General features: G+C 67.5%; 13 protein-coding genes. 8 read left to right on the top strand and 5 right to left on the bottom strand.

The window, feature by feature from the left end:
• Nucleotides 1–5 precede the first annotated feature (5 nt).
• Nucleotides 6–611: a hypothetical protein gene (locus tag ACIA49_RS39830; protein ID WP_396383545.1), complete on the top strand. Its 606-nt coding sequence runs from the start codon at nucleotides 6–8 to the stop codon at nucleotides 609–611.
• On the opposite strand, the gene ACIA49_RS39825 is transcribed toward ACIA49_RS39830, so the two are convergent.
• Nucleotides 556–1,629, bottom strand: coding sequence for an acyltransferase family protein (locus tag ACIA49_RS39825; protein WP_396383544.1), 1,074 nt, complete (start codon nucleotides 1,627–1,629; stop codon nucleotides 556–558). The genes ACIA49_RS39830 and ACIA49_RS39825 overlap by 56 nt on opposite strands.
• Nucleotides 1,630–2,025: 396 nt before the next feature.
• Here ACIA49_RS39825 and ACIA49_RS39820 point away from each other — a divergent pair, with 396 nt between their 5' ends.
• Nucleotides 2,026–3,201 (top strand): acyltransferase family protein, encoded by a 1,176-nt coding sequence (locus ACIA49_RS39820; RefSeq protein WP_396383543.1) that lies wholly within the window; start codon nucleotides 2,026–2,028, stop codon nucleotides 3,199–3,201.
• 58 nt (nucleotides 3,202–3,259) lie between these two features.
• On the opposite strand, the gene ACIA49_RS39815 is transcribed toward ACIA49_RS39820, so the two are convergent.
• On the bottom strand, nucleotides 3,260–4,075 hold the full coding sequence (locus ACIA49_RS39815) for an alpha/beta fold hydrolase (protein WP_396383542.1): 816 nt from the start codon (nucleotides 4,073–4,075) through the stop codon (nucleotides 3,260–3,262).
• 32 nt (nucleotides 4,076–4,107) lie between these two features.
• On the bottom strand, nucleotides 4,108–4,548 hold the full coding sequence (locus ACIA49_RS39810) for an OsmC family protein (protein WP_396383541.1): 441 nt from the start codon (nucleotides 4,546–4,548) through the stop codon (nucleotides 4,108–4,110).
• A 93-nt stretch (nucleotides 4,549–4,641) separates the two neighbouring features.
• Between ACIA49_RS39810 and ACIA49_RS39805 the strand changes: the two genes are divergently transcribed.
• The 4 genes from ACIA49_RS39805 to ACIA49_RS39790 all read left to right on the top strand — a co-directional run bounded on the left by ACIA49_RS39805 (nucleotide 4,642) and on the right by ACIA49_RS39790 (nucleotide 9,828).
• Nucleotides 4,642–5,220, top strand: a complete 579-nt coding sequence (locus ACIA49_RS39805) for a TetR/AcrR family transcriptional regulator (RefSeq protein ID WP_396383540.1) — start codon at nucleotides 4,642–4,644, stop codon at nucleotides 5,218–5,220.
• An 80-nt stretch (nucleotides 5,221–5,300) separates the two neighbouring features.
• Nucleotides 5,301–7,271 carry a PEP/pyruvate-binding domain-containing protein gene (locus tag ACIA49_RS39800; RefSeq protein ID WP_396383539.1) on the top strand — a complete coding sequence of 657 codons (1,971 nt, stop codon included), beginning with the start codon at nucleotides 5,301–5,303 and terminating at the stop codon, nucleotides 7,269–7,271.
• Nucleotides 7,268–8,482, top strand: a complete 1,215-nt coding sequence (locus ACIA49_RS39795) for an MFS transporter (protein ID WP_396383538.1) — start codon at nucleotides 7,268–7,270, stop codon at nucleotides 8,480–8,482. The genes ACIA49_RS39800 and ACIA49_RS39795 overlap by 4 nt, the downstream gene beginning before the upstream one ends.
• Nucleotides 8,479–9,828: an acetyl-CoA carboxylase biotin carboxylase subunit family protein gene (locus ACIA49_RS39790; RefSeq protein ID WP_396383537.1), complete on the top strand. Its 1,350-nt coding sequence runs from the start codon at nucleotides 8,479–8,481 to the stop codon at nucleotides 9,826–9,828. Before ACIA49_RS39795 ends, ACIA49_RS39790 begins: the two co-directional genes overlap by 4 nt.
• A 21-nt stretch (nucleotides 9,829–9,849) precedes the next feature.
• On the opposite strand, the gene ACIA49_RS39785 is transcribed toward ACIA49_RS39790, so the two are convergent.
• Nucleotides 9,850–11,172 (bottom strand): MFS transporter, encoded by a 1,323-nt coding sequence (locus ACIA49_RS39785; protein WP_396383536.1) that lies wholly within the window; start codon nucleotides 11,170–11,172, stop codon nucleotides 9,850–9,852.
• A 107-nt stretch (nucleotides 11,173–11,279) separates the two neighbouring features.
• Here ACIA49_RS39785 and ACIA49_RS39780 point away from each other — a divergent pair, with 107 nt between their 5' ends.
• Nucleotides 11,280–11,903: a TetR/AcrR family transcriptional regulator gene (locus ACIA49_RS39780; RefSeq protein ID WP_396383535.1), complete on the top strand. Its 624-nt coding sequence runs from the start codon at nucleotides 11,280–11,282 to the stop codon at nucleotides 11,901–11,903.
• On the opposite strand, the gene ACIA49_RS39775 is transcribed toward ACIA49_RS39780, so the two are convergent.
• Nucleotides 11,894–12,667, bottom strand: a complete 774-nt coding sequence (locus ACIA49_RS39775) for an SDR family NAD(P)-dependent oxidoreductase (protein ID WP_396383534.1) — start codon at nucleotides 12,665–12,667, stop codon at nucleotides 11,894–11,896. The two genes, ACIA49_RS39780 and ACIA49_RS39775, sit on opposite strands and share 10 nt — an antisense overlap.
• A gap of 98 nt (nucleotides 12,668–12,765) precedes the next feature.
• Between ACIA49_RS39775 and ACIA49_RS39770 the strand changes: the two genes are divergently transcribed.
• Complete coding sequence (locus ACIA49_RS39770) at nucleotides 12,766–13,581, top strand: helix-turn-helix transcriptional regulator (RefSeq protein ID WP_396383533.1); 816 nt, start codon at nucleotides 12,766–12,768, stop codon at nucleotides 13,579–13,581.
• The last annotated feature ends 1,262 nt before the right edge of the window (nucleotides 13,582–14,843 follow it).

Genomic DNA, 14,843 nt, shown 5'->3' with positions numbered 1-14,843 from the left:
CTGTCATGCCGAAATACCGCCTTACCGCCCTGGCCGGAGTCGCGGTCCTCGCGGCCACCAGCTTCACCGCCGCCCCGGCCTTCGCCGAGGGACCGACCGGGCGCGAACTGCTCGACAAGTGCAACAACGGCACCGACTCGTGTGTCTTCCACCCGTCCGGCGCACCGGAGAAGTTCCGCGGTGACGTCCACCAGGTCGGCGACACCTACTACAACTGCACCGGTACGCCGCAACGCAGCACCATCAAGTGGTCCGAGACGACCGGTGAGTCGAACAGCTTCGGTGTCTCGCTGTCGGCCGAGTACGGCTTCTCCGAGGTGTTCAAGGTGTCGATCGAGACGTCGTACTCGCACACCTGGGAGACGTCGAGCACGTTCGGCCAGGACAGCAACGTCGACGTACCGGCCGGCGAGAAGGGCTGGATCGAGCGCAGTACCGAGATGGAGAAGGTGCACGGGCAGTACGAGATGCACTTCCCGGACAAGTACTACGACCACTACATCTGGTACCAGGACTTCGACGCGACCGCGCCCGTGAAGGACGCGGCCGGTCAGATCACCGCGAAGACAGCGGGGATGTCCGCCGATGAGAAGGCGCAGCACTGCGGCTGATGCCGAGACCGAACGGCAGCTCGAAGAGGGCCTTGGGCAAGTACTTGTAGAGGAACAGGCACAGCCAGGCCAGGAACGCGGTCAGCACGACGGGCTCGACGATCTGAGCGACCACCTGGATCGTCGAGCCCGCGGTCGACAAGGGCTTCACCAACGCCGCGTGCAGCAAGGCCAGCAACGGCATGTGCAGCACGTAGATCGGCAGCGTCCGGCGACCGACACTCGTCAGCGCGTTGGTCAGTCCGCTCCAGCGCGTCACCAGACCGGCCGCGGTCACCCCCAGGATGATCGCGACACCGCTGACGACCGGCCACAGCCCGAACCAGGTCTTGGCGTCGAAGAAGGCGACCACACCCAGCAGAACGGCGTACGGGACGGCGATGATCGCCAGCCGCAGCCAGCTCGCCTCGGCAGCGAGCTTGTCGATGACTGTCTTGCCGTAGAGGCCGGCCAGGAAGAAGACCAGGTTCTGATAGACGCCGGCCCGGTCCCCCGGTACGGCGACCAGTCCGGCCGATGCGGTGGCCGACAGCAGGAACGCCAGTCCGAGCATCACCCACGGCGGCACCCGGCGGGTGGCCCGGGCGATGACGAAGTAGAGCGCGAGCGCGTAGAGGTACCAGAGGTTGGACGGCGTGATGAACAACTGCGCGACGAACTTCAACGGGCCGTCGGCGCTCTCGGTGCCGAAGTCGGGGACGAAGGCAAGGATCGCGGTGTGGATGATCAGCCACAGCACATAGAGGTAGTAGAACTTCGCGACCTTGGTGCGCAGCACCTCGGGCCAGGTCCGCCGCACCGCGCGGACGGCGAAGTATCCGGAGACCGCGAAGAACAAGGGCATCCGCAAGGGCAGCAACTGCTCCCCAAAGGTGCCCCAGGCCCCTTTCACCTGCCCGCCGATGTGCCAGTGGATCTGTAGGTAGTGCTTCATCAGGACGTGCCACAGCACGACCAGCAAGATACAGACGCCCTTGGCAACATCCGCCCAGGCGACGCGGCTCCGCTCCGTCATCATGTCCTCAAAGTAGAAAGATCGTGGCCTCACGCCATCAGCCCCGGGACGGCAGCCGACGTCATCCCGTGGTCTGACCCGGGCGATCGACGTACCTCGAAAGTGCGACCCGGCGGACCGCGGCGTGGTCCGTCCGGGCGACGACGAGGGACGACAAGGAAGAAGAGACTGTGAGCAGCCGGAAAGGTTGAGTCCCGTGGCCCTCGTCACAGAGCCTCCGCCGCCGCCGTTTCAGAGTCGTTTCACGGCCGCATCACCGATGCGTTCACCCAGGGACGTTTGGGCACCTGACCGCCTCGGCGGGTAGAGTGACGGCCGGTATCTGGGTGTAACGGACTGAACACTTCGCTCGGCGCCGGCGTCCGACCGATCACTGCGACGCAGAGGAGCACGCCCAGAATGTCTTCCACGCCGACGGCCGCCGTCGCGGCAAGCGAGCTGGACGGATCCGGGCAGCGCACCGGTACCTCGAGGCAGCCGATGAGCCACTCCGAGTACCTGAGCCTGAAGCGGTTCCCGGCCCTCGACGGGCTGCGCGCGATCGCCGCACTGATGGTCGTGGTCTTCCACAACCAGGGGCCGGACTGGGTCCAGGGCTGGATCGGCGTCCAGATCTTCTTCGTGATCTCGGGCTACCTGATCACCACGCTGATGCTGCGCGAGGAGGACCGCAACGGGCGGATCTCGTTCAAGAAGTTCTACGCCCGGCGGATCTTCCGCATCCTGCCGGTGTACTTCGTGCTGCTCGCCGTCACGCTGATCGCTCAGATCTTCAGCGGCACCGTGACCAGCCGGCCGCCCGGCTCCGAACTGCCGCTGTACCTGTTCTTCTTCAACGAGTTCGGCCACGGCGGCTCGTACGGGCAGTCCTGGTCACTGGGGATCGAGCAGAAGTTCTACCTGTTCTGGCCGCTGCTCGCATTCTCGGCGATCCTGGTGCAGCGCAAGGCCAAGTTCGGCGGCCGGGTCGGCCTGACCCTCGTGCTGATGGCGGTTCTGCTCGCGATGGTGCCGCTCTCGATGGGCGGCGACCCGCGCGGCTGGACGGCGCACTACTTCTCGATCCTGCTCGGCTGCCTGGTCGCGATCCTGATGCACAACCCCAAGACCTACCAGCTGTTCCGGCCGCTGACCCGGCCCTGGGTGGCCTGTGCGGCGGCGGCGGCGTTCGTCGCGATCCACGGCACCGTGCACCTGTGGGGCGCGTTCATCGAGAAGCACCACCTGGCCGGGAACGTCCCCGGTTTCATCGCGATCACCCCGCCGTACGTCGTACTGGTCGGGTTCCTGCTGTTGCCGGCGTTGCTCGCCAACGCGTTCCCGCAGCGGCTGCTGTCGACCCGGCCCTTCGTCTTCCTGGGTGAGCGGTCGTACTCGATCTACCTGGTGCAGCTGCTCGCGCACGAAGCGGTGCTCGGGATCTACCTGCTCTTCGGCGCGCACTTGGGGAAGACCCCGATTCCGTGGCTGCCGGTTGCTCTGATGTCGATCCTGATGGCGCACCTGTGTTACCTCTGGGTGGAGAAGCCGATGATCAACGTGGGCAAACGCTTCATCGCTCGCAAACTGTCCTGAGCTGACCTGACAGCCGGGACGCTGGGGGCACCCCGGCTGCCCGGCTGTTCGGGGTGGATCAGCGCGCGTTGGCAGCGGCGATGATCAGTTGGGTCACCTTGTGGGGCTGGGAGACGAGGACGGCGTGGGAGGCGCCCTTGACGATCACGGTGTGGGCCTTGGCGCGCTTGGCCATGAACTCCTGGGCGGCCGGGGGGATGTTCTTGTCTGCCGTCGGGATCAGGGAGTACGACGGGATCTTGGCCCAGGCGGGGGCGCCGGACGGGTCCTTCAGGGCTGCGTCGGTGATGGGGCGCTGGGTGGCGGCCATCAGGCGGGCCTGGGAGCGGGGGACGTCGGCGGCGAACTGCTTCCAGAACAGGTCTTGTTCGACGTACAGGTCGGTGCCGCCGTCAGCCAGCGGGACCGGCTGCAGGGTCGGGCCGAGAGTGCTGCCGGGGAACTTGTTCGACAGGTCGAAGGCGCTCTCACCCTGGGCCGGGAGGAATCCTGCGATGTAGACGAGGGCCTTCACGTTCGGCTCGTTCACCTGGGTGATGACCTGGCCGCCGTACGAGTGGCCGACCAGGACGACCGGGCCCTTGACGCTGCGGACCAGGGCGCGGACCGAGGCCGCGTCGGTGGCGACGCTGCGCAGCGGGTTCGGCGGGGCGATCACCGGGTAGCCGCGGCGCTCGAGCTCGGCGATCTCGCCGTTCCAACTGGAGGCGTCCGCGAAGGCGCCGTGCACCAGCACGATCGTCGGCTTCGGGCCGTTCGAGTAGCTCTCCTGGGTCGCGGTCGCGGACGACGACGGGATCAGGAGCGTCGCCGCGGTCACGGCGAGCGCGGCACCGGCGGTCAGTGCACGGGTGATGGTGGACTTCACGGACATCTCGGCAACACCTTTCAGGAATGAAGTGGGAGTTACTGTTCGAGGGCCGCGTCGAGGGTGATCTCGACACCGGTGAGGGCCTTGCTGACCGGACAGCCGGCTTTGGCGTCGGCGGCCAGCTGGGCGAAGGTGCCGGCGTCGATGCCGTCGACCTCACCGCGGACGGTCAGCGTGATCCCGGTGAGCCGGAAGCCGCCGGCCGGGTCCGGGCCGAGCGTGACGTCGGCCTTGACGTCGAGCGCCTGCGGTACGCCGCCGGCCTCGCCGATCAGGGCGGAGAACTGCATCGCGTAGCAGGACGAGTGCGCCGCTGCGATCAGCTCCTCGGGGCTGGTGGTCCCGCCGGCCTCATCGGCCGCGCGCTTGGGGAACGAGACCTCGTAGGTGCCGACCTTGGAGCTGGTCAGCTCGACCTGCCCGGAACCCTCCTGCAGGGTGCCGTTCCAAGCGGTGCGTGCGGTCCGTGTGGGCATCGAAGTCTCCTCGGGTTCTGCGGGGTTGATGTCAGGTAGACTAACTAGTTACTCTGGCAGCTGTCAACCGCATCGGATGGGATAGTGGACGCGATGAACGAGACCCAGACCACCGCCCGCCCGGTGCGCGAGCGCCTGATCGACTGCGCCAGCGAGCTCTTCTACGCCGAGGGCATCCGGGCGATCAGCGCCGACCGGATCATTTCCGGGGTCGGCACCACGAAGGCGACCTTCTACCGGCATTTCCCCACCAAGGACGACCTCGTCCTGGCCTACCTGCACGGCATGGCCGCGGGTGAACGGGCCGGAATCACCCAGGCGACCGCCACCCCGGACGCCCAGGAGGCCTTGCGTGGCGTGATCGCCGTCCTCGCGACGTCGAGCTGCCGGCCAGGCTTCCGTGGCTGCCCGTTCATCAACGCCGGCGCCGAGTACCCGGACGCGACGCACCCGGTCCGCCAGTTCGTCGACGAGCAGCGGCGGTGGTGGAAGGACTCGTTCCGCACGTTGGCCGAGCGCCTCGGCGTCGCCGCCGGCGCGGAGGCCGACAGTGCGGCCGACCAGATCATGATGCTGCGCGACGGCGCCCTGGTCGCCGGATACCTGGACGACGCGGCCCGGGTAGAGGTCAGCCTGACCAAAGCGATCACTGCGGTCGTCAGTCCGCACTGAACGTTTCATCGGGTGAAACTGGCCACACAGCGTCACGAAAACTACCGTCAGTCCGGGCGTTTACCTTACTGTGATCTCTCGTGTCTACCGCCCCCACAATTCCTGCGCTGCCCCATGCCCACCTGACGCTGACCGACTTCGAAGGTCTCGCCACCACGGTCGCCGGCTATCCGTACGTGAAGCTCGTGCTCGACCAGGAGACCTCGACCGTCCACCTCATCGACGGCGCCGACCGGCTGCTGCACGTCCAGTACGTCGCCGAGCGGATCCTCGGGATGACCCGGGCCGAGCTGGCCCGCAATCTCGACGCCTTCAACGACTCGGTCTACCGGGCCGCCGACCGGCGGTTCCTGCTCGGCACGCTCGCGCTGCACAACCGGCCGGAGTACGGCGGTCAGTTCTTCAGCCTGGAGACCGTCGAGGTCGACACGATGAACGCCGACCTGCTGCACGCGTTCTACCGGACGGTCCGCGTTCTCGTGGAAGATTCCCTTCCGGTGCTGCTGAAGCCTGCCAACCACCTGCAGGAGAGCTTCCCCGCTGACGACGTGCCGCGGATCCTGGCCCACGAGCTGTACTCGACCGCGCCGTACGTGCCGCTCAACCCCGGTACGACGGTCGGCCGGCTGCGCGTGTTCACCTCCGAGAACGCGTACCGCACCACGAACGAGCCCGTGCGCTGGTACGACGTCCTGGTGATGGACCGGATGCCGGATGACATCCCGCGGGTGTCGGGGCTGATCAACTCCCGGCACACCACTCCCCTGTCGCACACGAACGTGCTCGCGGCGGGTTGGGGAATCCCGAACGCCATTCAGATCGGCGCACTGGCCTCCCTCGCCGACCTGGACGGCGCCTGGGTCGAGGTGACCGTGGACGCCGCGGCTCCGGCGGTCGCGGTGCGCGGGATCGACCGTCCGGACTCGATCGACGCCGGCCCGTCCTGGGCGATCACGCAGGTCGACATCGGCAAGCCCGACCTGGCTGCGGCTCAGATCCTTCCGCTGGACGAACTGCGGTCCACGGACGCGCATCGATTCGGTACGAAGGCGGCGAACCTCGGCGAGCTGACCGCCGTCCTGCGGGATGGATCGCCGTACTGGCTTGGGTTCTACGCGGCGCCGCGCCCGCCGCGGCCGCACCTGCTCGAGTACCTGGCCCGGCATCTGGAGACCACCGGCATCGACCAGGGCGAGCTGTCCCAGGCCGCGCTGCGGATGATGAAGGAGCACGTGGTCGTGCCGCGCGGGGTTGCGCTGCCGTTCGCGTTGCAGCAGCAGTTCCTCGAGTCGTCACCGGCGATCCAGCAGACCATCGGCAAGCTGAAGATGGCGCTCGCCCTCGGCGGCGAGGTCGACGAGTTGTGCGGTGAACTCGGTGCCTTGATCCGCGACACCCCGCTGCCCGCCGATCTGCGCACGCTGATCGAGGACGCCGTACTGCGGCATCTCACCGGCGCCGGGCGCGTCGTGGTCCGCAGCTCGTCGAACGCCGAGGACCTGATCGGCTTCTCCGCGGCGGGGATCTACGAGTCGATCCCCGAGGTCGAGTCGATCGAGGACGTGGTGCACGCGATCCAGCGGGTCTGGGCATCGCTCGTCACCACGCGCGGCGTGCTGCTCCGCGACGAGGCCGGCATCGGGCTGTCCGACTGCTTTATGGGTGTCGTCATCCAGCAACAGCTCGACGGTGCGCTCGGTGGCGTCATGGTCACCACGAACCCGCTCGACCGGCGGGACTTCCGTTCGGTCCTGCTCAACCTGGCTCGCAACTCCGTCGACGACGTGGTCTCGGGTGCCGGCGATCCGCTGCAGCACCTCTACAATACGATGGAGGGCGGCAGCCGAACCGTTGCCCTGGGCACCGATGGGGTCGACGTAGACAACCAGGCGAAGGTGACCCTGGGCCGGCTCGCGCTGATCGGACGGTTGCTGCAGGCCCATTTCGCTGGGCCTGACGGACCGGTTGATGCGCCGGTGGATGTCGAGTGGCTGGTCGACGGTGACCGGATCGTGTTGCTGCAGTGCCGTCCCTACCAGCTCGCCGCGTGACGGCGCCGACTCCCGACGCGGCGCGGGTCATTCGTCGCTACAACGCGTTCCAGCTGTTCGCCGGGCTGCTGTGGTGGCTGCCGGTCTTCTACGTGTTCCAGCGGTCCGCCGGACTGTCGGACACCGAGATCTTCTCCATCCAGAGCATCTTCTATCTGGCGTTCTGCCTGTTCGACATCCCGACCGGCATGATCGCGGACCGCTTCGACTACCGGCGTTGCTTACAAGGTGGCGCGATCATTCTCGTGGCTGCCAACCTGATCCCGGTCTGGGCGCCGACGTTCGCCGGGTTCCTCGCGCAGTTCCTGCTGATCGCGTTGGCCCACTCGCTGTTCTCCGGGGCAGGGAGTGCGTACCTGTACGAGTATCTACATCGGACCGGCAATGTGACGTCGTACCAGGGGGCGGAAGGATCGGCGCGGGCGTGGACGCTGATCGGGCGGATCGCGTGTCTACCGGCGGCCGGCTTCCTGACCGCCTGGTGGGGTCCGTCCGCGTATGTGTTGTCGGCGGTGACCTGTGGGATCGCCGCCGTGATCGCGTTGGGCTTCCCGGCGCTGCCTGGGGCGAGTGAGCACTCGAAGATCGAGCCTGTCTTCCCGACGTTGGCCGGTGCGCTGCGTTCGCTGGCGAGGTCGAAGCGCCTGATGCTGCTGATGGCTCAGGGCATCGCCGTGTTCACACTCGTGCGGATCGGGCAGGCGAATCTCTTCCAACCGATCCTGGAATCGAAGCACCTTCCGCTGCACTGGTTCGGCGTGCTGATGGCTGCCACGACTGTCTTCGAGGTCGCCGGGGCGGCACGATCCGCCGTACTGGCACGGTTCGGGCAGATCCGCGTCGTACTGGTGCTGACTGTCTTGATGGCGGTCGCGCTGGCCTCGGTCATCCCGCTGGGGTTGGTCGGGACAATGGCGTGCCTCGCCGTGTTCTCACTGGCGTCCGGACTCGCGTTCCCGGTGCAGCGCAAGCTGGTCAACCAGGCCATCACCGAACCGGCCCGCCGCGCGACCCTGCTGTCGGTCGAGTCCCTCGCCGACCGGGCCGTCTGCGCACTCGTCGTGTTCATCATGGGCGGCTTCCTCGCCCGCGGGGCGATGTCCGGCTTCCTGATCGCGCTCGCCGCTGCGGTCACGGTCGCGATGGTCGCCCTCGCCGTCCTCGTCACTCGCAGCCGCGATCGCGCGGCCACCAAGGAGAGCCTCGCGTGAAGAAGATCCTGTACGTCTACGTCAAGGGTGGCGCACCGCTGGAGACCGCGTTCCCGCGGCTCGCGGCCTGCGGTGAGCTCCACGTGCTCGCACTGTCGCCGCTGCCCGAGGCAGCCAAGGCGATCTGGGAACCCTGCTGTACGTCGATCACCGTGCACCCCGGTGGGCTGACGCCGGGCGAGCCGGTGGTCGAGGCGATCATCGCGCACGCCGAGTCCATCGGTGCGGACGCGTTGTTCACCTTGTCCGAGTTCGCCGTACTGGCTGTTGCCAACGCCGCGGATCGGCTCGGCCTGGCCGGCGCCGGGCCCGGTATCCGCGTGGCGCGCGACAAGCGGCTGATGCGGCAGGCCTGGCAGGCCGCCGGTGTGCCGATCCCCCGCTTCCGCCGGGTCGATTCGGCCGCCGACCTCCGCGGTGCGCTGGCCGCGCTCACTCCCCCGCTGCTGCTCAAGCCCGCCTGGGGTGCGGGTTCGGTGGCGCAGCTCGTGCTGACCTCGCAGGATCAGGTCGCCGATGCGTGGGCGGAGATCGAGCAGGCGCTGGAACGCGGTGGCCAGGTCGGCATGAACGAACTGTTCGAGCAGAACACCGACGGCGACCGGCTGGTCGAAGAGATCATGGACGGTACGACGGAGGGCTGGTACGACGAGGACGGGTACGGCGACTACCTGAGCGTCGAAGGTATCGTTGCCAAGGGCATCTACCACCCGTTGGCGATCACCGCCAAGCTGCCGACCGTTCCGCCGTACATCGAGGTCGCCAGTACGTCGCCCTGTGTCCTCCCCGACGAGCTGCAGCGACGGATCGAGGACGTCTCCCGGCGCGCGGTCGACGCGCTCGGCCTGGACACCTGCGGGACGCACACCGAGCTCAAGCTGCGGGCGGACGGTGAGCTGGTGGTCATCGAGGTCGGCGCCCGGTTCGGCGGCCTGCTCACCACCCGCCAGGTCGAGATCGCGTTCGACCTCGACCCGATCGGCATGCTGATCCGCGAGCAGCTCGGCGAGGCTGTCGACTACCCGCCGGCCATGCTCGTCGAAGGCGGTCGCGCCGCCGCCTCCGTCGCCGTCGTACCCGCGGCCGCCGACGGTACGCCGTGGAAGACGCAGCCGCTGTGGAACCCCGACCAGGTGGATTGGTCCACACTGCTCTCCCCCGGCAGCACCGTCGAGCCCGTGCCGGCATTCATGATGCCGAACGACACCCAGGTCCCTGCATTCGATCCGTCCGGTGGATCGCGGAACTGGCTGGGCGTCTTCCTCCTCACCGCGAACGACGCCCCCACCCTGCTCCGCGACTGCCGCGCCATCCTCGACGGCATGGAGTCCGCCCTAGCGCGGTAGCCATCGCGATCCGTAGCCACCTCATGGGACTGCCTCGGCGAGCGGGGCTTCGGCAGGGCGCTCGCGGCGGATGATGACGGCCAGTACGCCGACCAGGGCGACGCCGACGCAGGAGGCACCGGCCAGGACGTAGTACGGGGTGATCAGGCTGCCGGTGGCGCTCTCGATCAGGCCGTAGACGTACGGGCCGGCGAAGCCACCGGCGATGCCGACCATGTTGATGAACGCCAGGCCGGCGGCGGCCAGCAGGCCGGACAGGCGCGACATCGCGATCGACCAGAACAGCGGCAGCGTGCCGATCTGGAAGAACGTGCTGATGTAGATCAGCGCCACGCTCCAGACCGGATCACGCGAGGCGATGAAGCCGATCAGCGTCAGCAGGCCGCCGAAGGCGCAGAGCCCGATCATCGGGACCTCTCGGCCGTACCGGTTCTTCAACCAGGGGAAGAGCAGGATGCCGGCCAGCGCCCCGAAGCCGCCGCCACCGGCGACCAGCCCGATCGCGAACGAGCTCTCGAGCCCGAGCGACTTCAGGAACGCCGGGAAGTTGAAGCCGACGCCGCCACCGATGGTCTGGTTGATGAAGTAGATCAACGCCAGGACGACGATCGCCGGATTACTGAAGGCCTTTCCCAGGTTGCCTCGGATCCGCTCTGGTGCCGCGGCACCACCGGCCGTCGCTCGTTCGGTCAGTACGTCGGCCTCGGCCGGCGTGAGCCATTTCGCCTCACTCGGTTTGCCCGGCAACAGGAACCAGACCAGGACGCCGGCCACGATCGTGATGAGACCCTCAATCAGGAACATCCACTGCCAGCCGCGCAGCCCACCGACTCCGTGCAGCTCCATCAGCGCGCCGCCCAGCGGGTTGCCGATGATCATCGCGACGGCCGGGGCGAAGTAGATGAAGCCGACGACCTTGACCCGATGCTGCTGGGCGAACCACAGCGTGACCATGTACATCATCGCCGGGAACAGCCCGGCCTCCGCGGCACCGAGCAGAACCCGCAGCAGGTAGAACGACCACTCGTTGCTGACGAACATCATCGCGGCCGAGATCGCACCCCAGGTGATCGCGATCCGGGTGATCCACAGCCGGGCGCCGACCCGGTACATGATCAGGTTGCTCGGCACCTCCAGGAACGCGTAGCTGAGGAAGAACAACCCGGCCCCGAGCCCGTACGCCGCGACGCTGATCCCGACGTCGGCCGCCAGCGCGGTCTTGGCCAGGGCGATGTTCGTGCGGTCGATGTACGACATGAAGTAGGCGATCCCGAGCACCGGCAGCAGCCGGGCCATCGCCTTCTTCGTGGCCGGCGCGTGCAACAGATCAGGGGCGTCGTTCATGGGCGGCCTCACTAGCATCGTGTGATCTGAGTCACTACATACTACTGAGTATTACGCTAGGACGCGGGTCCGGTAGTGTCAACGGCTCAAAGGCAGAGGAGATGAGCGTGAGCGCGAATCCGGGCGAGGCTCCCCAGGCACGGGAACGGATCCTCGACGCCGCCGCGGAGGCCTTCATGGCGGACGGTTTCGTGGCGGCCACGATCGACGACGTCGCCCGCCTGGTCGGTGCGACGAAGGGGCTCGTCTACTACCACTTCCGGTCGAAGTTCGACCTGCTGCTCGCGGTCTACGAAGAGGCGATGCGCCGGGCCCGCAACCATGTCGAGCCGTTCGCGACCGGGGACGCCGACGGGTTCACCCGGCTGAGCGCGATGGCGGTCGCGCACGAGCACAACCTGATGCAGCACCTGGCGTACCACCAGGTCGTGCATCAGGTCGTGCGCGGCGAGATGTCCTTCTCACTGAAGGCCCGCCAGCGCGAGGCCCTGATCGCCGCGAACCAGTTGCGCGCGGACCACGAGCAGCTGTTCCGCGGCGTACTGGAGGAAGGCATCGCGGACGGAACCTTGCGTCCGGTTGATTCCGCGCTGGCCACTCGCACCCTGCTCAGCAGCCTGAACTCGGTCGACACTTGGTTCCGTCCACGCCCGGGTCAGACCGTCGACGAGCTGCACGAGTTGGCCACGCAGATCGTCGACCTGCTGGTGGGCGGTCTCGCTCAGCGGTAGCGGGTCGCCAGCTCAGTGCTCTGTCCGCCGAACGCGGCCAGGTCTGCGCGGAAGACGTCCTCGAGCAGGCTCATGTCCTCGACGCCCGGGGCGGCGACGACCTCGCCCAGCTCGAGTCCGCGGAGGCCGGCCGTGACCACATCCGCGGCGGTCATCCGCGGGATGGCGCTGAGGTCCATCCCCTGCCGGGTGTGGAACTCGGTCGCGACCACGCCCGGGCACAGCACCTGCACCTGCACGCCCGTGCCGTCGAGTTCCGCGCTCAGCGCCTGCGACATCGCGACCAGATGAGCCAGCGAACCGGCGTACGTCGCTCGTCGTGGCATCAAGGACTTGTCGGCCGGGCCACTGAACGCGATCATCCCGGCGACGTTGATGATCGCACCGGCACCCCGCGACTGCATCGGGCCGACGGCAGCGCGGGTGATCAGGGTCGGCGCGAGTACCTTCACGCTCAGCAGCTCGCGCGCCTTGTCGGCGGGCAGGTCCGCCATAGGCATGTAGTGCGCGACACCGGCATTGTTGACGAGCAGATCCAACGGCTCACTGGCGGCCAGATCAGCTACGGTCGCGATGCCGTCGTCGGTCGCCAGGTCGGCGACGACACTGGCGACCGACACCTCCGGATGAGCGGCGGCGAACTCGTCGAGGCGCTCCTTCCGACGGCCGACCAGGATCAGGTTGTAGCCGTCGGCCGCGAGGCGTTCGGCGAAGGCGGCGCCGATACCCGAGGTAGCGCCGGTGACGAGAGCAAGTTTGTTCATGTCTTCACAGTGCGCTCGCGATCCTCGGACAGGTAGTCGCCTCTCCGTCCTAGGACTGTCAGGGCCAGGCAGTCCGCCCCTTGTGCATACTGGAACCGATGGCGCGAACAGGCCTCGGCGAGGCGCTCATGAACTGGCGGGCAGCAGTCACGCCCAGCGACGTCGGCCTGCCCGGCAACGGAGCCCGCCGTACGCCGGGCCTCCGTCGCGAGGAACTAGCCCAACTGGCCGGAATCTCGGCCGACTACCTCACCCGCCTGGAACAAGGCCGAGCCGCCAACCCCTCCGCCCAGGTGGTCGAGGCCCTCGCCCGCACCTTGCAGCTGACAACCGACGAGCGCAGCCACCTCTACCAACTAGCCGGCCTGGCCACGCCCACACCCGATCGCATCCCAAGGTCCATTTCCCCAGGCGTACAACGAATGCTGGACCGCCTCAACGACACCCCGGTCGCCGTCTTCGACGCCATGCTGACCGAGCTCCACGCCAACGCCCTGTACGTCGAACTGATGGGCGAGCGCACCGGCAACGAACGCAACGCCGCCTGGCGCAACTTCCTCGGCACCGCCGGCCGCATCCGCCAAACCCCCGAATCCCTCGGCCTCCTCCAACAACTCCAGGTAGCCGACCTCCGCCGTACCGCCGCCCGCTACCCCCACGACCCCAACCTGCACGCCCTCATCGACGAACTCCGCCGCCGCTCCACCCGCTTCGGCCACCTCTGGGAATCCGGCGCAGTAGCCGAACACCAAGCCACCCGCAAAACCATCGACCACCCCCGAGCCGGCGCCATCACCCTCGACTGCGACGTCCTCCAAGTAGCCGGCGACGACCTCCGCATCATGGTCTACACCGCCCAACCAAACTCCGAAGACGCCACCAAACTAACCCACCTAACCACCGTCCACACCTAACCAGCCTCCCCCGCCCTCCGCACATCTAGTTACCGAGCGACGCCCGCCCAACACCACAACGCGAACCCGCTCACACGCCCTCCCCGAACCACAACCCGCCAACCACAGGCAAGCGCGAACCCCGGTCGCGGCCTCGCCATCCCCCTCACCCAGCCACCCCGTCTTCAATAGGCCGCAGACATGCTCAGCCACAACGACACGCGCCCGGCCGAGTCGCCTACCTAGCCTGGTGGGACTCAACCACCACCGACACTCGACTAAACCTCCCGACACCACACACGAGACGTCCCGACCTGCTCGGCTACACACGCGTGAGGATCCGGACAGTTGCCGAGAGCCCCCTTCCCTTAAACCACAACCACCGCCGTCAACCTCAGACAACGTAAACCCGATCGCGACATCCTTCTCGGACCGCAACCACAGCCCGTCAGCCACAGGCAAGGGCTTAACCCGGGCCGCGGCCTCGCCATCCCCCTCAGCCACCGCCTCGCCCAGCCACCCGTCTTTAGTCGGCCGCAGACATGCCAAGCCACAGGACACATTCCCGGCCGAGTCGCCTACCTGGCAGTCCCGCAACTCAACCACCACCGACGGTCGCTAAACCTCCAGGTGACACGCCACGAGACGTCCCGACCCGCTCGGTCACACCCCGTGGCCTGAGGATCCAGACAGTTGCTGAGAGCCCCTTTCCTGAGCCGCAACCACAACCCGTCAGCCACAGGCCAGGGCGAACCCGGTCGCGGCCTCGCCATCCCCCTCAACCACCGCCCGGCTCAGCCACCCTGTCTTTGATCGGCCGCAGACATGCTCAGCAACAGGCCGATGTCTCCGGCCGAGTCGCCTACCTGGCTTGGCGGGGAACTCGACCACCTCCGGCGGTCGACTGAAACCATCGGGCGCGGCAGGTAGATGGCTGAGGGGGATGGTGCGGTCGGCGACCGAAGTGCACGTTGCCTGGGGCTGACGGGCTGTGGCTTGGGTACGCAATGCCCGGGAGTCTTAGAGCTATGGGTGAGTTTTCGCGTCCAGGCGACGAAAACTCACCGATAGCGCCCCCAGCAAGCCCACCTCCGCCAACACGTGACTACCGAAGCAGCCTGTGTCCCGCGCCGATGACCATGAGGCACCTTGAGCACCCACCAACCATCCGCGGCCCCTTGGCCTCAGCCGGTTGTTGCACATGATCTGGTGTGATGACTGGAGGTAGTGATGCCGGGGAAACGGTTGGACGTGCGGGAGCGTGAGGTGATCGAGAGGTCGCT

The organism is Kribbella sp. NPDC051587 (genome assembly GCF_044453945.1).
GTDB lineage: Bacteria > Actinomycetota > Actinomycetes > Propionibacteriales > Kribbellaceae > Kribbella.
This window is presented reverse-complemented; position numbering and strand designations above follow the sequence as displayed.

What these genes read in the sequence shown, in the direction of transcription:
- ACIA49_RS39830 (WP_396383545.1), top strand. Translation starts at nt 6, where the DNA reads ATGCCGAAATACCGCCTTACCGCCCTGGCCGGAGTCGCGGTCCTCGCG.
- ACIA49_RS39825 (WP_396383544.1), bottom strand. Translation starts at nt 1,629, where the DNA reads ATGATGACGGAGCGGAGCCGCGTCGCCTGGGCGGATGTTGCCAAGGGC.
- ACIA49_RS39820 (WP_396383543.1), top strand. Translation starts at nt 2,026, where the DNA reads ATGTCTTCCACGCCGACGGCCGCCGTCGCGGCAAGCGAGCTGGACGGA.
- ACIA49_RS39815 (WP_396383542.1), bottom strand. Translation starts at nt 4,075, where the DNA reads ATGTCCGTGAAGTCCACCATCACCCGTGCACTGACCGCCGGTGCCGCG.
- ACIA49_RS39810 (WP_396383541.1), bottom strand. Translation starts at nt 4,548, where the DNA reads ATGCCCACACGGACCGCACGCACCGCTTGGAACGGCACCCTGCAGGAG.
- ACIA49_RS39805 (WP_396383540.1), top strand. Translation starts at nt 4,642, where the DNA reads ATGAACGAGACCCAGACCACCGCCCGCCCGGTGCGCGAGCGCCTGATC.
- ACIA49_RS39785 (WP_396383536.1), bottom strand. Translation starts at nt 11,172, where the DNA reads ATGAACGACGCCCCTGATCTGTTGCACGCGCCGGCCACGAAGAAGGCG.
- ACIA49_RS39775 (WP_396383534.1), bottom strand. Translation starts at nt 12,667, where the DNA reads ATGAACAAACTTGCTCTCGTCACCGGCGCTACCTCGGGTATCGGCGCC.
- ACIA49_RS39770 (WP_396383533.1), top strand. Translation starts at nt 12,766, where the DNA reads ATGGCGCGAACAGGCCTCGGCGAGGCGCTCATGAACTGGCGGGCAGCA.